Raw genomic sequence first — 18,540 nt, 5'->3', positions numbered from 1 at the left:
ATGACTGAAAGCGAACAAAAAAGACGCCTATTTTTCCAAGGCGTCCCATTGTTTCAAAATAGCCAACAGCTGACGGCGTGTCTCTTCCCTCGTTCCGTTATTGTTGATGACCGCGTCGGCCCGCTTCCTTTTTTCCACCAGCGGCCATTGGGCGCGGATGCGGGCGCGCGCTTCTTCCTCAGTGAACCCGTTCCGCTCCATCAGCCGGCGAAGCTGGATGTCATCGTCAACATACACGACAAGTACTTTATCGACCCAGGATGTCAATCCGCTTTCAAATAAAAGCGGAATGTCCAATACGACCGTTTTCGCCCCGGAACGGACGAGCGCTTCTTTCTCCGCGAGCATTTTCTGACGCACCGCCGGGTGAACGATGGCGTTTAGCTTTTTCCGTTCTTCTTCGTCGTTGAACACGATCGCCCCGAGTTTCGCCCGATCGATCTCTCCATTTGTCTGCAAAATGCCCGGACCGAAGGCGGCGATAATCTGACGGTAGGCGTCTTCCCCCGGTCGGACGACGGCGCGCGCCGCTTCGTCAGCATCAATGACCGGAAGGCCGAGCTCGCGCATCATCGCGCTCACCGTGCTTTTGCCGCTGGCGATCCCGCCGGTCAATCCGATCGTCAACGTCATGGAACCCCTCTCCTTTTTACGCGCCGCCTAGCGCTGGCAGCGCGGGCAATAATGCGTGCCGCGGCCGGCGACAACCGTTTTTTCAATCGGCGTGCCGCATCGTTTGCATGGCTCTCCTTTGCGTCCGTAGACGAATAAGCTATGCTGAAACGTACCCGCTTCCCCTTGCGTGTTCACGTACGTGCGCACCGTGCTTCCCCCTTTCATGACCGCCTCGCCGATCGTCGCCACCATTTCCTCATGCAGGCGCTTGATCTCTTTGCTGGAGAGCGAGGCGGCCGGCCGGCCGGGAAGAATGCCGGCGCGAAACAGCGATTCGTCGACATAAATATTGCCAAACCCAGCCACGACCGTCTGATCAAGGAGCAACGCTTTGACCGACCGTTTCGTTTTCACCGCCCGCTCCGCCAATACAGCTGGGGAAAACGTCGGGGAAAGCGGCTCCGGCCCAAGCTCAGCAAGCGGCGGCCGGCGGTCAGCTTCTTCTTTGGCATAAACGTGCATCGTTCCGAACTTGCGCACGTCGCGGTAACGGAGTTCGCTGCCGTCCGTGAAGCAAAACACGACGTGGGTATGCGGTTCGAGCGGCTCGAGGGCAGAAGCAACGGCGTAGCGCCCTTCCATGCGCAAATGGGAAATGAGCGCATCGCGGTCGAGCAGGAATTTCAAAAATTTCCCTCTCCGTTCCAAACCACGCACCGTCTGTCCGATCATTCTTGCCGCAAACGCCTCGGGGTCTCGCGGATGGCGGATGATGTTCGGCCAAAAGATGCGCACATCCTCAATCGTTTTTCCGACAATAAGCGGCAAAAGCGTACGACGGATCGTTTCCACCTCCGGCAATTCCGGCATGGCGATCCCCCCTTTCCTCCGTTTTCCTGCATCGTTCCCGCCGACACTTTCACATTGACGCCGGTTCATCCGTCGAGAGAAAGATTCTCCATGGGGGCGGCAGCTGTTTCGCTCCCATTCATCGACCCGCATCCGAGAATCGTCGCACCGAAAGATTCTGCCTAAAAGGCCGGTGAGAAACACTGATTTTCACAAAATCGGTCATGTTGGTGGAGAAGGACGGCTCGATGTTCAAGGCTTCCCGACTGGAGAAGAGTCGTTGTGAAACTGCTTTTTCATTCCATCACAGGCCTTCTTAGGGATGCCGGCGCTCCACACCAAGACTTCTCTTTATTTCGCGTCATACCACGTCGAGCCATAATGGTAATCGACTTTGAGCGGCACGCGAAGTGTGACCGCTTGCTCCATCACTTCCGGAACGAGCCGGCACAGCCGCTCCATCTCTTCTTTCGGCGCCTCCAAAATGAGCTCGTCATGCACCTGCAGCAAAAGGCGCGCTTGCAGCCGCTCTTCCTTCAGTCTGGCGTTCAGATCGATCATCGCCTTTTTAATAATGTCAGCGGCGCTCCCTTGAATCGGCGTGTTCATCGCCATCCGTTCAGCAAAACTGCGGACGTTGAAGTTGCGGCTCGTGATATCCGGCAAATAGCGGCGCCGATGCAGCAACGTCGTCACATACCCTTTCTGTTTTGCTTCTTGCACAATGTTTTCCATATACCGCTTCACGCCAGGGAAGCTTTCGAAGTAGCGCTCGATGAATTCAGCCGCCTCTTTGCGCGAAATATTTAAGTTTTGCGCCAAGCCGTAATCACTGATCCCGTAAACGATCCCAAAGTTGACCGCCTTCGCCTGACGGCGCATGTTGGGCGTCACTTCGTCCTCGCTCACTTGGAAAATGTCCATCGCTGTTTTCGTATGGATATCCAAATCGCGGCGGAACGCTTCCATTAAATTGTCATCTTCCGCAATATGGGCGAGGACGCGCAACTCAATTTGTGAGTAGTCGGCGGCGAAAATGAGCCAATCAGACTCCGACGGCACGAACGCTTGGCGGATTTTCCGTCCTTCCTCAAGCCGAATCGGAATGTTTTGCAAGTTCGGCTCCGTCGAGCTGAGCCGTCCGGTTTGCGTCAACGCCTGATTGAAAATCGTATGCACCTTCTTTGTATCGGGTCGCACGACTTTCAGCAATCCTTCAATATACGTCGACTGCAACTTGCCAAGCTGGCGGTAATGCAAAATGTTTTCCACGATCTCGTGATAAGGCGCAAGTTTTTCAAGCACATCCGCCGAAGTGGAGTAGCCGGTTTTCGTTTTTTTCAAGACGGGCAGCTGCAGTTTTTCAAATAAAATGACGCCGAGCTGTTTCGGCGAATTGATGTTGAATTCTTGGCCGGCGAGCTCATAAATGCGCTGCTCGACCGTGCGCAGCTGCTCGGCGAGCTCTTCGCCCATCTGTTCGAGCCGCTTCGTATCCACTTTCACTCCGGCAAATTCCATTTCCGCCAAAATCGAAGACAACGGCTGCTCGAGCTCGACGAGCAACCGATCTTGTTCGTTGCGGCTAAGCTCATCCAAAAACGGCCGTTCGAGCGCCCAAATCGCCGCCGCCTTGCGGACGAGATGCTCGGCGAGCACTGGCTCATCCGGCACGGCCCGCTTCGCCCCTTTGCCATACACCGCTTCATCCGGGCGCACCTCTTCGTATCGCTTCATTTTGGCTGCGGCAGCCACATCATCAACACCTTGCGCCGGATCAAGCAAATAGGCAGCCAGCAATAAATCAAAGGAAACGCCGCATAGCTCAATTCCTTTCCATTTCAAGGCGACTGCCGCGCGCTTTGAGTCAAACATGCTTTTTTTCTTCGTTTCATCACCAAGCCAGGCGACAAACTGCGGATCGGCAAGCGCCGTCTCCGGGCGCAGGAAAAACCGTCCATGTTCGTTGACCACAGCGATACCGACGATCGGCGCATCATGATAATTTTCCTCGACCACTTCAACAACAAGCGCCGCCTTGTCGGCAAGCATCTCTTCCGTCACGCGGTCAGCAAGCGTAAATGCCATCTTGGCAAGCGGTTTTTCCCTTTCTGATGACGGCGATTCCATTTTCTCTAAAAACGATTGAAACCCAAGCTCTTTAAATAAAGCGACCACTTTCTCCCGGTCTTCCCCTTGATAGGCGATGTCATCAAGCGAGAGCTCGACCGGGGCGTCGCGGCGAATGGCGGCGAGCTTTTTGCTTAACAGCGCCATCTCCCGGTGTTGGCGCAGCGTTTCTTTCAACTTTTCGCCTTTGATCTCGTCAATGGAGGCAAGCACATTTTCGACCGTGCCGAATTGCCTGAGCAGCCTGACCGCCGTCTTTTCCCCGATGCCCGGCACTCCGGGGATGTTGTCCGATTTGTCGCCCATCAATCCTTTCAAATCAACGATTTGTTCCGGAGTTAAGCCGTATTTTTCGCGGACCGTCTCCGGCGTGTATGGTTCGATATCGGTAATCCCTTTTTTCGTAATGTCCACCGTCACATGGGGGGAGGCGAGCTGGGTCAGATCGCGGTCGCCGGAAATGACTTTCACCTCAAACCCTTCCTGCTCAGCGCGGGCGGCAAGCGTTCCGATAATATCGTCCGCTTCGTAGTTCTCGAGTTCATAGGCGGGGATGCGATACGCCCTCAGCAGCTCGCGCAACAGCGGAAACTGCTCCGACAGCTCCGGTGGCGTCTGCTGGCGCCCACCTTTATACTCTTGAAACGCTTCATGCCGGAACGTCGTTTTCCCGGCGTCAAACGCGACAAGCATATGAGTTGGCTCTTCTTCCGCCAAAATTTTATTCAACATCATCGTAAACCCGTAGACGGCGTTCGTATGGATGCCTTTGTCGTTATGCAAAAGCGGCAAGGCAAAAAAGGCGCGGTACGCCACGCTGCTGCCGTCGATTAAAACAAGCTTTTTTTTCAATCTCATCCCTCCTCGGATGCTTCCTTGTCCTATTGTACCATGCCTGCGGCTTGCCTTGAACGCTCTCCCACCATGATGGGAGGCGCCGATTCATCCCCTGCTTACGCTCACGCTGAAAAATGGGAGGCTTCTCAGTTGGAGATGATCAAAAGAAGCCGGCTACCGCCCCGGCTTTGGAAAATGGATCGTGAACACGGTGCCGCGCCCCACTTTGCTCGCTACGGTAATAGATCCATGGTGAGCCTCAACCAAATGTTTCACAATCGAAAGTCCCAACCCCGTTCCGCCGGAATCGCGGCTGCGCGCCTTGTCGACGCGGTAAAAACGCTCAAAAATGCGCGGGATTTCCTTTTCCTCAATGCCGATTCCGGTGTCTTTCACATGGATCAGCACTTCTTTCTCCGTCTCTTCCGCCTCGACAGCGACCCGTCCGTGCTCCGGCGTATACGTGATGGCGTTGGCGAGCAAGTTCAGCAAAATTTGCTTCATCCGATTTCTGTCACCGCGGATGACAAGCCCGGATGGCGATTCGATATGCAAATCAATTTGTTTTTCCGCCGCTTTTTGGCGAAACACAGCAGCCGCTTCGGCGATGACTTGAGCGATATCCACGTCTTCGAGTTGCAGCTGAAATCCGTGCTGCTCGATTTTCGACAAGTCCAACAGTTCCTCAACGAGCGTTTGCAGCCGTTCGCTTTCTTTTAAGATGATGGTCAAAAAATGTTCGAGCGCCGCTTCATCCTTCATGGCGCCATCCAATAGCGTTTCGGCGAATCCTTTGATGGACGTCACCGGCGTTTTCAATTCGTGCGAAACGTTGGCGACAAAGTCTTTGCGGATTTGCTCAAGACGCTTCAGCTCCGTAATGTCGTGAAACACGACGACAATCCCTTTCCATTCGGCGTTCGTGCCAATGATGGGAGCCCCGTATACATCGAAATGTTTCCGCTCGATGCCAATCGTCAGCCGCATATGCCGGCGCATCGTCGTTTCGGTGATGAAAATATCATCGATAAACCGGACGATGTCGCCATGCGGCAGCACATCGGCGTACGGACGGTGCAAACAATCCGACGGATCGAGATGAAACTGAGTCTGGAACGCCCGATTGATGAGCGAAATATGTCCGCGGTGGTCAATAAACAACAAGCCGCTGCCGACGTTTTCAATGAGCGTGTGAAGCCGATCGGTCTGAATTTCCCGCGCCCTGCTCATCTCCTGCAAATGGCGGGCCAGCCGGTTGATCGAGCGCACAAGCATCCCGGCCTCGTTATATTCACCATCGGGCACACGGGCGGCGTAATTGCCTTTTTCCAGCTCAAACGCCACTTTCGTCGCTTCTTCAATTGGCTTCATATATTGATTGGCGATTTTCCAGACGAGGGCGATGATGACAACGAGCGCCATCCCGAGGCTGCTCGTGAGCACGCCCCAAATTTGCTCGTTTACTTTTTGGAGTGAGCTCGTCGGTGTGCTTAAAACGACGTACCCGCTCCGCTCACCGCGCTCGTACGGGACGATGTAGTAATAGACGTCGTTTGTTTTTTCAATCACGGAAAAACGGGGAAACTGCTTTTTGCGCAAAATCGCGCGGACGATGCGCTCATGGTCTTTGTCGCTGATCGCTGCGACGCGGCCGCTGTCAAACTGCACCCGTTCTTCTTTATCGAGCACGGTGATGCGGGACGACAGCTCATTCCCCATTTCCTGCAAATCGGCGCGGATTTGCTCGAGCGGTTCATTTTCAAGCAAAATCGCAAGCGCTTGGGCCTCTTTTTCCATCCGTTTGTTCATCGTCTCGGCGTAAAAATCTTTCAGCAATTGCCCGAGCAAAAGCCCGAGGGCGATCAACACCGTGGCGATGAGCGTCACGAGCCAAAACAAAAGGCGGGTGCGGAAGCTATTCATGCCGCTTCGGTTCCTCCAATTTGTAGCCAAGGCCGCGCACCGTTTTAATGTACATCGGTTTTTTCGTATCGGTTTCGATCTTCTCGCGCAAGTGGCTGATATGGACGTCGACAATGCGTGTATCGCCGGCAAACTCGTAGTTCCACACGGCGCTGAGCAGCTGGTCGCGCGTCAACACCCGCCCTTTATGGCGAGCCAAATAAAGGAGCAACTCAAACTCTTTCGGCGTCAGCTCAAGCGGCTTGCCGCCGATCGTTGCTTCATAGCGTTCCCGAAAAATTTCCAGCTCGCCAACAACAAGCCGCTCGCTCGATTCAGCCGCCGGCTGAATGATCTCCGTGCGGCGCAAAATCGCCTTGACGCGGGCAATGACTTCGCGCGGGCTGAACGGCTTTGTCATATAGTCGTCGGCGCCAAGCTCAAGACCAAGCACTTTGTCAAATTCATCATCGCGAGCCGTCAACATTAAAATCGGCGTCATGATTTGCTGCTGGCGAAGCCGCTTGCACACATCAACGCCGTCAAGCTTCGGCAGCATCAAGTCCAAAATAATGAGCGCCGGCTGCTCGGACGCTACTTTCACGAGCGCCTCTTCGCCATCGTGAGCGGTCACGACGTGAAATCCGGCTTTCTCCAAATTGTACGACAACAGAGTCACAATCGGCTGTTCGTCATCGACAACTAAAATTTTTCGTCCCATGCCGCTCCTCCATCCCGTCCAATGATTTCTCCCTTTATGATACCACAATTAACGCCATGATTCGGACAAAAAAAGAAAAAAGGCGTTTTCCTGCGGACAGGTTGCCCGCGGAAAACTGCCTCTCGCGTTTGGTTGGCTTCCTTTGACGGAAAGCGGCGTCAACTACCCCCACTTCGCTAACGCTTGAAGTGGGGGCTTGCCACTCCCCAGAAGTGCGAGCGGACTTCGTCCTCCTTCCTTGACTTGGGGTTGCATCAGGGGCAGGTTGACCGCTGCCCAACGACGCAGGTCATGCCTGCATCGTTGCCGATTCTCTCGGTGTGTCTGTTGGCAGTACTTGGCTTCCACACACAACAGACAGACCTACGCTCGATGTTTGACGGTTGCAACGTTTCCTGCAACCCACTCCATCCATCGAGCAGCCGTTATTGGAGTGCCTTTATTGAACGGTTTTCTCCACGTCTTTATTATATCATACACAAAAGAAAGGGGGAACACGCATTCCTCTCCCACTTACTCCCTTTGGTCGTTGAAGCGGGAGTCTCCTGCGCGAAATAGGATGAAACTCCCCCTTTGTTTCGAAGTGGGGGACTGCTTTCAACATGAGGTCAAAAGTTCTCGAGCACCCGCCCGTCTAGGCGCGGCAACGTATGCGGCGGGCAGACAGACAGCGTTCCGTCAAGCACCGTTTCCGCACCGCGCGTCGCCATGACGGACAACGTCACGCAATGGCCCGCCTCATCGACATCGGCGACTTCGAGCAAAAATTCGAGCGTTTCATAATGATAAACGGGGCGGAGAAAGCGAAGATCCTGCCGCGTAATGTAGCTGCCCGGACCCGGCAAATATTTGGAGACCGCGGACGTGATCATCCCCGTCAACATGACCGGCGGCACGACCGGTTTTCCAAACGGCGTCTGTGAAGCATAATCATGCTGGATATAGAGCGGATTGGCATCATCCGTCAGCCCAAGATAAAGAAGCAAGTCTTTGTCTTCGATGGCGGCTTGGAACACGAGCTTTTCCCCCGCTTGAATTTCCCCGATCCGTCTCCCGAGCTTTCGTTTTTTCAACATGTTCCCACCCCTTTGTTGTCTAGAAAGCGCTTTCATTGACTGTGGGCAAAAATCCGGGGCAATGCCCGAATTTTTGCCTCGCCGCTATTCCAGCATGCGCATGACATTTTTAACGGATTCGACGGATTTGGCGAGCGCCGCTTTTTCCTCTTCGGTCAGCTCGAGCTCGATCACTTTCTCGATGCCGTTGCCGCCGAGGATCGTCGGCACGCCCAAATAAATGCCTTCATAGCCGTATTCGCCTTCAAGGTAGGCGATCGCCGGCAAAATGCGGCGCTGGTCTTTCAAAATCGCTTCGACCATTTCGACAAGCGAGGCGGCCGGTGCGTAGTAGGCGCTGCCGTTGCCGAGCAGGTTGACGATTTCACCGCCGCCTTTGCGCGTCCGCTCAACGATGGCGTCCAAACGATCTTTCGGAATGAGTTTTTCGAGCGGAATGCCGCCGGCGTACGAGTAGCGGACGAGCGGCACCATGTCATCGCCATGGCCGCCTAAAACAAACCCCGTGACATCTTTTACCGAAATGTTCAGCTCCTCGGCGACGAACGTGCGGAAGCGCGCCGTATCCAAGACGCCCGACTGGCCGATGACGCGGTTTTTCGGAAACCCGGACTCTTGAAACACCGTGTATGTCATGGCATCGACCGGGTTCGTCAAGACGATGATGTAGCAGTTCGGCGAGTATTTGACGACTTCCTTCGTCACTTGCTTCATAATTTTTTGGTTCGTCGTCACCAAATCGTCCCGGCTCATGCCCGGCTTGCGGGCGATGCCTGCTGTGATGACGACGATGTCGGAATCGGCTGTGTCAGCGTAATCCGATGTGCCGATGATATTCGCGTCAAAGCCGAGCACCGGGCTTGCCTCGAGCATATCGAGCGCCTTCCCTTTCGTTGGGTTCTCAAGCTGCGGAATATCGACCAACACGACGTCGCCGAGCTCTTTTTGCGCCAAAAGGAACGCCGTCGTCGCCCCCGTGAATCCGGCGCCGATCACCGAGATTTTTTTCCGTTTCATCGCCATCGTTTTCCATCCCTTTCCTTCAAAGGTTAGTCCATATTGCGGATGAGCGCATCAGCAAATTCGGAGCATTTCACTTCCGTCGCCCCTTCCATCAGGCGGGCGAAGTCATACGTGACGATTTTCGCGGCGATCGTTTTCTCCATCGCTTTGATGATCAATTTCGCTGCTTCGTTCCAACCAAGATGCTCAAACATCATGACGCCCGAGAGAATGACGGACGACGGGTTGACTTTGTCAAGCCCTGCGTATTTCGGCGCCGTGCCGTGCGTCGCTTCGAAAATCGCGTGGCCGGTTTCGTAGTTGATGTTTGCCCCCGGCGCGATGCCGATGCCGCCGACTTGAGCGGCCAGCGCGTCGGAAATGTAGTCGCCGTTTAAGTTCATCGTCGCGATGACGTCAAATTCGCGCGGACGCGTCAAAATTTGTTGCAGGAAGATGTCGGCGATGACATCTTTGATAATGATTTTGCCGGACGCTTCCGCATCAGCAAGCGCTTTGTTCGCCGCTTCCTTTCCTTCCGTTTCAACGATTCGGTCGTATTGCGCCCACGTGAACACTTTGTCGGCGAATTCTTCCTCCGCCAATTCATAACCCCAGTTTTTAAACGCGCCTTCGGTGAATTTCATAATGTTTCCTTTATGAACGAGCGTCACCGACTTGCGGCCGTGTTCAATCGCGTAGTTGATCGCCGCGCGCACAAGCCGTTTCGTCCCTTGTTCGGAAATCGGTTTAATGCCGATGCCGGACGTTTCCGGGAAGCGGATTTTGCGCACGCCCATTTCGTTTTGCAAAAAGTCGATGACTTTTTTCACTTCCGGCGTGCCTTTGGCATATTCAATGCCAGCGTAGATGTCTTCCGTGTTTTCCCGGAAAATGACCATATCGGTGTCTTCCGGGCGTTTCACCGGCGACGGAACGCCTGGGAAGTAGCGAACCGGGCGCAAGCAGACAAACAGGTCGAGCTCTTGGCGGAGCGCGACGTTCAGCGAGCGGATGCCGCCGCCAACCGGCGTCGTCAACGGCCCTTTAATGGCGATTATGTATTCGCGGATCGTCTCAAGCGTTTCATCCGGAAGCCAGCTGCCCGTCAGCTTGTACGCTTTTTCACCAGCGAGCACTTCCTTCCAGATGATTTTTTTCTCGCCTTTGTACGCTTTTTCCACCGCTGCTTCGAGCACGCGCGAAGCGGCCGCCCAAATGTCCGGGCCGGTTCCATCCCCCTCGATGAACGGAATGATCGGGTTGTTTGGAACGTTGAGCACACCATTTTGAACTGTAATTTTTTCTCCTTGCGTCACGAGCAAAACCCCCAATGCCATTTTTTTATAAAAAGGCGTGAAGGCACGCCTTCACCGCCTTGTCCACTTGTTTCAGCCGCGCTCGTCGATCGGCACGTACGCCCGCTTGCCTGGGCCGGTGTACTCAGCGCGCGGACGGATGAGACGGTTGTTGTCGTATTGTTCCAAGATGTGAGCCAACCATCCCGAGGTGCGGCTGACGGCAAAAATCGGCGTAAACAAATCATGATCGATTCCTAAACAATGGTAAACCGAGGCGGAATAAAAGTCAACGTTCGGCGGCAGCGCTTTTTCCGATGTGACGATTTCTTCAATCTTCGTCGACATTTCATACCAATGCGGTTCGCCGACGAGCTTCGTCAGTTTTTCCGACATTTTTTTCAAATGTTTGGCGCGCGGGTCGCCTTTTCGGTAAACGCGATGGCCAAAGCCCATAATTTTTTCTTTGTTGGCGAGCTTTCTGCGGATGTATGGCTCGACGTTGTCGACCGTGCCGATTTCCATCAACATTTTCATCACCGCTTCGTTCGCCCCGCCGTGAAGCGGCCCTTTCAAGGCTCCGATCGCCGCCGTGATGCCGGAATACATATCGGACAGCGTGGCTACGCAGACGCGCGCCGTGAACGTCGACGCGTTCAACTCGTGGTCGGCATGCAGCACGAGCGCCTTGTTGAACGCTTCCGTGGCGATGTCGTCTGGTTCTTTGCCGGTCAGCATGTACAAGAAATTGGCGGCAAAGCTCAAATCTTTGCGCGGCGCAACCGGTTCCAACCCTTTGCGCACGCGGGCGAAGGCGGTGACAATCGTCGGGATTTTCGCCTGCAGGCGAATGGCTTTCCGATCATTCGCCTCTTTCGTCATCACATCCGCCTCTTCGTCATACAAGCCGAGAAGCGATACCGCGGTGCGCAAAGCCGCCATCGGATGCACCTTGTCAATCGGATACAGCTTGAAGTGTTCAATGATTTCATTTGGAATTTCAGCGTTTTCCGCCAACTGTTTCTTTAATTCCTCAAGCTGCTCTTTCGTCGGCAGTTCACGATGCCAAAGCAAATAAACCACTTCTTCGAAGGAAGCGTTTTCGGCTAAATCGTCAATGTCATAACCGACATACGTCAACGTGTCATCGATGATCGAACTGATGCTTGACGTTGTGGCCACAACTCCCTCTAACCCACGGGTTGCTGTCATGTTCAATCTCCCCTTCTCTTCATAAGTTCCGGCCATCACGACCGATGGCCGATGAGCGCTTGCTCGAAATGGAGGCAAAAACAAATGCGCGCGAAAGTGCTTACATCACGCCGGCGACAACCGCCCCGTCGCAACAGCTGTACAATGCTTGGCCGAAAACTCACTCACGTTTATTATTATAAACAATTATCAGACTTTTGTCAGCTGTCACACGTCAAAAGAAATGATGATAAGGAATAAAATGGAAATTAATTCATCTCAAAACGGAGGATCCCACACACCGCCTGATGATCAAAAATATTCTACCATTTTGATGACCGTATAGGCAATGCCAGCGCCGATCAATGGACCAACCGCCACCCCATGAAACAGCGAAACCGCGAGGATGGTTCCGAGCACAAGCGCCGCTGTCATATGCGGGTCATGGGCAAGGAGCGTTACTCCATTTTTGGCGATCAAGGCGACAAAAATGCCAGATGCAAGCGCCACCCAAGCCGACAACGACTGCAGAGAGCCGACAAGCTGCCGAAAGCCGATCTCCCCAGAGGCGATGGGAGCGAGCACGGCGATCGTAATGACCGTCACTCCCCAGTTGATCCCTTTGGACTGAATGATCGGCAGCACTTTTTGATCCAAGCCGACAAGTTTGATGGCCAACAGCACAACGACGGCAACAATCAGCGACTTGTTTTTCGCCAAAAAGCCGAGCCCAAGCAACAACAATAAAAACAACACCGGTTCGTTCACGGTCGTCCGTCCTTTCCTATGAAACTTGTCTTTTTGCTTCCCCGTAAAAAAACGTGTAATATATCAATATAGAACGTCGTTGGAGGTGAAACATTGTCCCGAGTTTATGTTGATCGCTTTTTGCGCTTTTTTCTTGTCATCGCCGCTGTCGCGCTCGGCGCCATCGCTGCGTACTACATCGCGACGGTGACGTATCCGTTCATCATCGCCTTTTTCATCGCGATGATCATCAACCCGCTCGTCGATGCTTTGGAGCGGAAAGCGAAAATGCCGCGCTGGCTCGCGGTCAGCGTCACGCTCATCATGTTGTTTGCCGCGGTCGCCGGCTTGGTCACGCTTCTTGTTGCCGAAATCGTTTCGGGAACGCAATATTTAGCCCGCGTCGTGCCGGAAAAATTTCAAGCATTGATCACGTACATGGAGACGTTCGTCGCCGACCAAATCATCCCGATTTACAAAGATTTGGCCGGGATGTTTAAAAGTTTAAGCGCCACCCAACAGGATACGATTATGCAAAACATTCAAGCCGTCGGAAAAAAAATGGGGACGACGGTTGGTGAATTTGTCCAGAGCATCCTGCAAAACATTCCGCAACTTCTCGCCTGGCTGCCGAATGCCGCGACCGTGTTTATTTTTTCACTGTTGGCGACGTTTTTCATCAGCAAAGACTGGCGGCGTCTCGTGCGCATGGCGCAGCAATGGCTGCCGACGAAAGCCCGCACAAGCGGAAAAACGGTGTTTCTTGATTTAAAGCGGGCGCTGTTTGGCTTTATCAAAGCGCAGGCGACGCTCATTTCGATTACGACGGTCATCGTGTTGATCGGCTTGCTTATTTTGCGCGTCGATTACGCCATTACGATCGCCTTGATCATCGGATTCGTCGATCTTTTGCCATATTTGGGAACAGGAATTGTCTTTGTCCCTTGGATCATTTACACCGCCGTGAGCGGCGACATTCCGTTTGCCATCGGATTGGGTGTGCTGTATGTCGTCGTCCTCGTCCAACGGCAAATCATGGAGCCGAAGGTGCTTTCTTCAACAATCGGCCTCGATCCGCTCGCGACGCTCATCGCCTTGTTCGTCGGCTTCAAGCTGCTCGGGTTTCTCGGCTTGATTGCCGGCCCCGTCGCGCTTGTCATCATCCGCACGCTCCATAGCGCCAATGTGTTTCGTGATCTTTGGCGCTTTATTATCGGCAAGCCGACCACGTAATCGAAGGGAGCTGTCTCACAAGCTCGGTTTTCTATAATAGGAATACAATCTTTCGTTTCACAAAGATGTTTCATGGGTCTATAGGACGATGCGAAAGGGTGTCCCGCTGCGTTTGGGACACCCTGTTTTGCTGCAACGTCCGTTACAACACGCTCGCATGACCGCGGTAGACGGCGCCAAAGCCGCCATCGACCGTGATCTCTTGCCCATCTTTAAACAAGCTTGTGGCATTTTCCACCCCGACGACGACCGGAATGCCAAGGCTTAAGCCGACGACCGCCGCATGGCTCGTCAACCCGCCTTCCTCGGTGATGATCGCCGCCGCTTTTTCGATCGCCGGCATCATATCGGCATCCGTGCTGATGGTGACTAAAATGCCACCCTCAACCATTTTTTTCCGTGCCTCTTCCGCCGTTTTGGCGACGACCGCCTTGCCGAATGCCGACTTTCGGCCGATGCCTTGCCCTTTGGCGAGAAGATCGCTGATGACGTGCACTTTCATTAAGTTCGTCGATCCCGTTTCGCCGACCGGCACGCCGGCCGTGATGACGACCAAGTCGCCGTGCTTCACCAAGCCGGAGCGCACCGCCGCGTCGACCGCCACATCGAGCATTTCATCGGTTGTATTGACATGCGGTGCTTCTTTCGTATACACGCCCCAAATGAGCGCCAGCCGCCGCGAGACCGCTTCGTTTGATGTCACCGCGATGATCGGGGCTTTCGGGCGGTATTTCGCCACCATCTGCGGCGTTTTTCCGCTCACCGTCGGCGTCACGATCGCCGCGACATCCAAATTGAGCGCTGTGTGGGCGACCGATTGGCCGATGGCATCGGTGATCGTCGTTCGGCTCTCTTTCGTGCGCTGGGACAAAATGTCGCGATGCTCCAACGCCTGCTCGGTGCGGAGCGCGATTTGGTGCATCGTCCTTACCGCTTCGACCGGATACTGGCCGGCTGCGGTTTCTCCGGAAAGCATGACGGCGTCGGTGCCGTCAAAAATGGCGTTGGCGACATCGCTCGCCTCAGCCCGCGTTGGCCGCGGATTGCGCTGCATCGAGTCGAGCATTTGCGTCGCCGTGATGACCGGCTTGCCAAGCATGTTGCACTTTTTAATGAGCATTTTTTGAATGAGAGGCACTTCCTCAGCCGGAATCTCAACGCCAAGGTCGCCGCGCGCCACCATGAGGCCATCGGCGGCTTCCAAAATTTCATCGATGTTGGCGACGCCTTCTTCATTTTCAATTTTCGCGATAATTTGGATATGTAAGGCGTCATTCGCCTCGAGCAACTCGCGGATTTCGAGCACATCAGACGCCCGACGCACAAACGAGGCGGCGATGAAGTCGATGCCTTGGCGGATGCCAAATAAAATATCGGCTCGGTCCTTCTCGGTGATGCCCGGCAAATTGACACGCACGCCGGGGACATTGACCCCTTTTTTGTTTTTGAGCACACCGCTGTTTAAGACGGTCGTGACAATTTCTCCAGCTTGCTTGTCGACCGCGTTGACTTCAAGGCCGATCAACCCATCGTCCAGCAAAATTTTCGAACCAACGGACACATCATCGATCAGCCCCGGATAGGTGACAGAAATTTTTTCCGGCGTGCCGAGCACTTCGCTCATCGAAATGATGAGCTTTGCCCCTTCCTTCAGTTCGATGGCGCCGTTCTCCATATTGTGCGTGCGGATTTCCGGACCTTTCGTATCGAGCAAAATGGCGATCGTTTGGCCCGTCCGCCTCGCCGCCTCGCGAATGTTGGCGATGCGCCGCCCGTGTTCCTCATGATCTCCGTGCGAAAAGTTGAGACGCGCCACGTTCATCCCCGCTTCGATCAATTGCACGAGCTTGTCTACGCTCTCGCTTGCCGGCCCGATCGTACAGACGATTTTCGTTTTCCGCTTCATCACTTCTTCTTCCTTTCCCCTCGGGAATTAAATCGACAGCTCTTTCGACAAGGTATACATCCGCTGATCGACCGTATGGGTTTTCGCCAACGCTTCGGCAATGTCATGGTCCACGATTTGGTTGTTTTGAATGCCAACGCAGCGGCCGCCTTTGCCTTCAAGGAGCAGCTCGACCGCACGGGCGCCGAGGCGGCTCGCTAACACGCGGTCAAACGCCGTCGGCGATCCGCCGCGCTGCACATGGCCAAGCACCGTCACGCGCGTCTCAAAGCCGGTCGCCTCTTGAATTTGCCGGCCGAAGTCGACGCCGCTGCCGACTCCCTCGGCGACGATGATGATGCTGTGTTTTTTGCCGCGTTCATGGCCGCGCTTCAAGCGGGCGATGATGTCGTCCATGTCGTAGTCCGCTTCCGGAATCAAAATGGTCTCCGCCCCTCCGGCAAGCCCCGACCATAGCGCGATGTCGCCGGCATGGCGGCCCATCACTTCGACGACGTACGTCCGCTCATGCGACGTCGCCGTGTCGCGGATTTTGTCAATGGCGTCAATGACCGTATTGAGCGCGGTGTCAAAACCGATCGTAAAATCGGTGCCTGGAATGTCGTTGTCGATCGTCCCGGGCACGCCGACGCACGGGAAGCCGTGCTCCGTCAATTTTTTCGCCCCTTGATACGACCCGTCGCCGCCGATGACGACCAGCCCTTCAATGCCGTGCTTTTTCAGTTGCTCGATCCCCTTTTTCTGTCCTTCTTCCGTCTTAAACTCCGGGCAGCGCGCGGTATAAAGGATGGTGCCGCCGCGATGGATGATGTCCCCGACGTCCCCGACTTCCAGCTTTTTGATATTGCCGGCGATCAACCCGGCATACCCGTGGTAGATTCCGTACACTTCCACCCCATGGTAAATCGCTTTGCGGACGACAGCGCGAATGGCCGCATTCATGCCCGGCGAGTCGCCGCCGCTTGTCAACACACCAATTCGTTTCATCATTTCCACCTCGTTTGCATCGAATTGCACACGTCCGACCTCATACGTCTTCTTGAACATCCCTAATGTACCATGAACAACAGCGGAACACAATATAGAAGCGATCGCTGAAACGGCTTACAAAAGTGGATTTTTTCACAATAGAACAAAGCTGTCCCGCGAAGGAGACAGCTTTTTCCTTATCTTGCCCGAATCGTTTCCGGCAAAAACGACACTTGGCCCATTTGTTTAAATTTTTCATAGCGCTGCCGGACGAGCTCTTCGCCGTCAAGCGCCAACAGCTGTTTGAGCGAACGGCGCAGCACGCGGTCAATTTCTTTTGCCTGCTCGTCGGCGTTGCGGTGAGCGCCGCCTTTGACTTCTGGAATGATTTCATCGATGACGCCGAGCGCCTTTAAGTCATGAGCGGTGATTTTCATCGTTTCCGCCGCCCGCTGCGCCAATGAGGCGTCTTTCCACAAAATCGCCGCCGCCCCTTCCGGCGAGATGACCGAGTACGTCGAGTTTTCAAGCATATGGATATGATTGCCGACGCCAAGGGCAAGCGCCCCGCCGCTTCCGCCCTCTCCGATGACGATGCAGACGATAGGCACCGTGATCCCAGCCATTTCAAACAAGTTGCGGGCGATCGCCTCGCTTTGCCCGCGCTCTTCGGCCGCTTTGCCCGGGTAGGCACCTTTCGTGTCGATAAAGCAGATGATCGGCCGCGAAAACTTTTCTGCCTGCTTCATGAGCCGCAGCGCCTTCCGGTATCCTTCCGGATGCGGCATGCCAAAGTTGCGGCGCAAGTTTTCTTTCGTATCTTTGCCGCGTTGGTGGCCGATGACCGTCACGGGGAGCCCGTCGTATTTGGCGATGCCGCCGACGATCGCCTCATCATCGCCAAAGCAGCGGTCGCCGTGGCACTCAAGAAAGTTCGTAAACAACCGCTCGATGTAATCGAGCGTCGTCGGCCGCTGCGGGTGGCGGGCGATTTGCACGCGGTCCCACGGCGTCAAATTCGCATAAATCTCGTTTTCCAGCTTGGCGAGGCGCGCCTCAAGCTTTTCGATTTCCGCCGATAAATCGACGTCCGCCGTTTTCATGAACTCTTTCAACTCTTGAATTTTGCGGCGCAGCTCAACAAGCGGCTTTTCGAATTCTAATTCCGCCACCATCCCTCTTCCCCTCCTTTTTGATGAAGATCCAAGACGACCGCAAGCGTTTCTTTCAGCTCGTGGCGGTGAATGACGGCATCAAGCTGCCCGTGCTTCAACAAAAACTCCGCCGTCTGGAAATCGTCCGGCAGCTCTTCCCGCACCGTCTGCTCGATGACGCGGCGGCCGGCAAAACCAATGAGCGCCCCCGGCTCGGCAAAGTTATAATCCCCAAGCGAGGCGAAACTCGCCGATACACCGCCGGTCGTCGGGTGGGTCATGACGGAGATGAACAAGCCGCCGTCGTTGCTGAACCGTTTGAGCGCCGCGCTTGTTTTCGCCATTTGCATGAGGCTCAACACCCCTTCCTGCATGCGGGCGCCGCCGGAAGCGGTGAAAATGAGAAACGGCATCTGCTGTTCGCGCGCCCGTTCGACGGCGCGGGTGATTTTTTCGCCAACGACCGAGCCCATGCTGCCCATGCGAAACGATGAATCCATGACAGCAATGACGAGCGGATGGCCATAAAGCGCCCCTTCCCCGGTGACGACCGCCTCGTTCAACCCTGACTTGCGCCGGTCTTCTTCCAGTTTTTCGATGTAGCCCGGAAAGCCGAGCGGATTGACCGAGATCATATCGGCGTCATACTCGCGGAAGCTGCCGTCATCAAGAAGGCTTGCAATCCGTTCACGCGCCGGCATCGGATGATGGTAGCCGCAACTTAGGCAAACACGCAAGTTTTTGATCAACTCTTTTGTATACATAATTTTCTTGCATTGCGGACATTTCGTCATCACGCCTTCCGGCACTTCATGCCTCGCTTGTTCTGAGGGCAGCGGTGCATACTTTTTCTTTTTCACAAACAAGTCTTTCCACACGAGGGAGCCCCTCCTTTGCGTTTTCGCCTCTC

At 54.6% G+C, this 18,540-nt stretch carries 15 protein-coding genes; 1 reads left to right on the top strand and 14 read right to left on the bottom strand.

What is annotated here, in order from left to right; genetic code table 11:
- Positions 1 to 27 precede the first annotated feature (27 nt).
- From coaE to B9L19_RS04500, 10 genes are all read right to left on the bottom strand, one after another.
- The gene (coaE, locus tag B9L19_RS04555; RefSeq protein ID WP_047752672.1) at positions 28 to 633 is read right to left on the bottom strand and encodes a dephospho-CoA kinase; all 606 of its coding nucleotides are present in this window, start codon (positions 631 to 633) and stop codon (positions 28 to 30) included.
- 27 nt (positions 634 to 660) lie between these two features.
- Positions 661 to 1,485, bottom strand: coding sequence for a DNA-formamidopyrimidine glycosylase (mutM, locus tag B9L19_RS04550; RefSeq protein WP_047752671.1), 825 nt, complete (start codon positions 1,483 to 1,485; stop codon positions 661 to 663).
- A gap of 330 nt (positions 1,486 to 1,815) precedes the next feature.
- Positions 1,816 to 4,452, bottom strand: a complete 2,637-nt coding sequence (gene polA, locus B9L19_RS04540) for a DNA polymerase I (RefSeq protein ID WP_047752670.1) — start codon at positions 4,450 to 4,452, stop codon at positions 1,816 to 1,818.
- A 153-nt stretch (positions 4,453 to 4,605) separates the two neighbouring features.
- Complete coding sequence (gene pnpS, locus B9L19_RS04535; RefSeq protein WP_047752669.1) at positions 4,606 to 6,354, bottom strand: two-component system histidine kinase PnpS; 1,749 nt, start codon at positions 6,352 to 6,354, stop codon at positions 4,606 to 4,608.
- Positions 6,347 to 7,054, bottom strand: a complete 708-nt coding sequence (locus tag B9L19_RS04530; protein WP_047752668.1) for a response regulator transcription factor — start codon at positions 7,052 to 7,054, stop codon at positions 6,347 to 6,349. The genes pnpS and B9L19_RS04530 overlap by 8 nt, the downstream gene beginning before the upstream one ends.
- Positions 7,055 to 7,662: 608 nt before the next feature.
- Positions 7,663 to 8,130 (bottom strand): MaoC/PaaZ C-terminal domain-containing protein, encoded by a 468-nt coding sequence (locus B9L19_RS04520; protein WP_011232207.1) that lies wholly within the window; start codon positions 8,128 to 8,130, stop codon positions 7,663 to 7,665.
- An 84-nt stretch (positions 8,131 to 8,214) separates the two neighbouring features.
- Positions 8,215 to 9,153 carry a malate dehydrogenase gene (mdh, locus tag B9L19_RS04515; protein WP_011232208.1) on the bottom strand — a complete coding sequence of 313 codons (939 nt, stop codon included), beginning with the start codon at positions 9,151 to 9,153 and terminating at the stop codon, positions 8,215 to 8,217.
- A 26-nt stretch (positions 9,154 to 9,179) separates the two neighbouring features.
- Positions 9,180 to 10,451: an NADP-dependent isocitrate dehydrogenase gene (gene icd, locus B9L19_RS04510; protein ID WP_025949472.1), complete on the bottom strand. Its 1,272-nt coding sequence runs from the start codon at positions 10,449 to 10,451 to the stop codon at positions 9,180 to 9,182.
- Between the two features lie 72 nt (positions 10,452 to 10,523).
- On the bottom strand, positions 10,524 to 11,642 hold the full coding sequence (citZ, locus tag B9L19_RS04505; protein WP_025949473.1) for a citrate synthase: 1,119 nt from the start codon (positions 11,640 to 11,642) through the stop codon (positions 10,524 to 10,526).
- 291 nt (positions 11,643 to 11,933) lie between these two features.
- Positions 11,934 to 12,389: a DUF441 domain-containing protein gene (locus B9L19_RS04500; protein WP_025949474.1), complete on the bottom strand. Its 456-nt coding sequence runs from the start codon at positions 12,387 to 12,389 to the stop codon at positions 11,934 to 11,936.
- A 93-nt stretch (positions 12,390 to 12,482) separates the two neighbouring features.
- On the opposite strand from B9L19_RS04500, the gene ytvI reads away from it, so the two are divergent.
- Positions 12,483 to 13,601 carry a sporulation integral membrane protein YtvI gene (ytvI, locus tag B9L19_RS04495; protein ID WP_025949475.1) on the top strand — a complete coding sequence of 373 codons (1,119 nt, stop codon included), beginning with the start codon at positions 12,483 to 12,485 and terminating at the stop codon, positions 13,599 to 13,601.
- Between the two features lie 142 nt (positions 13,602 to 13,743).
- Here ytvI and pyk read toward each other — a convergent pair whose 3' ends face one another.
- The 4 genes from pyk to accD all read right to left on the bottom strand — a co-directional run bounded on the left by pyk (position 13,744) and on the right by accD (position 18,508).
- The gene (gene pyk, locus B9L19_RS04490) at positions 13,744 to 15,507 is read right to left on the bottom strand and encodes a pyruvate kinase (protein WP_025949476.1); all 1,764 of its coding nucleotides are present in this window, start codon (positions 15,505 to 15,507) and stop codon (positions 13,744 to 13,746) included.
- A gap of 27 nt (positions 15,508 to 15,534) precedes the next feature.
- Positions 15,535 to 16,494: a 6-phosphofructokinase gene (pfkA, locus tag B9L19_RS04485; RefSeq protein WP_011232214.1), complete on the bottom strand. Its 960-nt coding sequence runs from the start codon at positions 16,492 to 16,494 to the stop codon at positions 15,535 to 15,537.
- A 179-nt stretch (positions 16,495 to 16,673) separates the two neighbouring features.
- Positions 16,674 to 17,651, bottom strand: a complete 978-nt coding sequence (accA, locus tag B9L19_RS04480) for an acetyl-CoA carboxylase carboxyl transferase subunit alpha (protein WP_025949477.1) — start codon at positions 17,649 to 17,651, stop codon at positions 16,674 to 16,676.
- On the bottom strand, positions 17,636 to 18,508 hold the full coding sequence (accD, locus tag B9L19_RS04475) for an acetyl-CoA carboxylase, carboxyltransferase subunit beta (protein WP_025949478.1): 873 nt from the start codon (positions 18,506 to 18,508) through the stop codon (positions 17,636 to 17,638). Before accD ends, accA begins: the two co-directional genes overlap by 16 nt.
- Positions 18,509 to 18,540 lie beyond the last annotated feature (32 nt).

The organism is Geobacillus thermocatenulatus (assembly GCF_002217655.1).
Lineage (GTDB): Bacteria > Bacillota > Bacilli > Bacillales > Anoxybacillaceae > Geobacillus > Geobacillus thermocatenulatus.
This window is presented reverse-complemented; position numbering and strand designations above follow the sequence as displayed.

Bases quoted from the DNA above. Each gene is read 5' to 3' on its own strand.
- coaE (WP_047752672.1), bottom strand. From the start codon at position 633: ATGACGTTGACGATCGGATTGACCGGCGGGATCGCCAGCGGCAAAAGC.
- mutM (WP_047752671.1), bottom strand. From the start codon at position 1,485: ATGCCGGAATTGCCGGAGGTGGAAACGATCCGTCGTACGCTTTTGCCG.
- polA (WP_047752670.1), bottom strand. From the start codon at position 4,452: ATGAGATTGAAAAAAAAGCTTGTTTTAATCGACGGCAGCAGCGTGGCG.
- pnpS (WP_047752669.1), bottom strand. From the start codon at position 6,354: ATGAATAGCTTCCGCACCCGCCTTTTGTTTTGGCTCGTGACGCTCATC.
- B9L19_RS04530 (WP_047752668.1), bottom strand. From the start codon at position 7,054: ATGGGACGAAAAATTTTAGTTGTCGATGACGAACAGCCGATTGTGACT.
- B9L19_RS04520 (WP_011232207.1), bottom strand. From the start codon at position 8,130: ATGTTGAAAAAACGAAAGCTCGGGAGACGGATCGGGGAAATTCAAGCG.
- mdh (WP_011232208.1), bottom strand. From the start codon at position 9,153: ATGGCGATGAAACGGAAAAAAATCTCGGTGATCGGCGCCGGATTCACG.
- citZ (WP_025949473.1), bottom strand. From the start codon at position 11,642: ATGACAGCAACCCGTGGGTTAGAGGGAGTTGTGGCCACAACGTCAAGC.
- pyk (WP_025949476.1), bottom strand. From the start codon at position 15,507: ATGAAGCGGAAAACGAAAATCGTCTGTACGATCGGGCCGGCAAGCGAG.
- pfkA (WP_011232214.1), bottom strand. From the start codon at position 16,494: ATGAAACGAATTGGTGTGTTGACAAGCGGCGGCGACTCGCCGGGCATG.
- accA (WP_025949477.1), bottom strand. From the start codon at position 17,651: ATGGTGGCGGAATTAGAATTCGAAAAGCCGCTTGTTGAGCTGCGCCGC.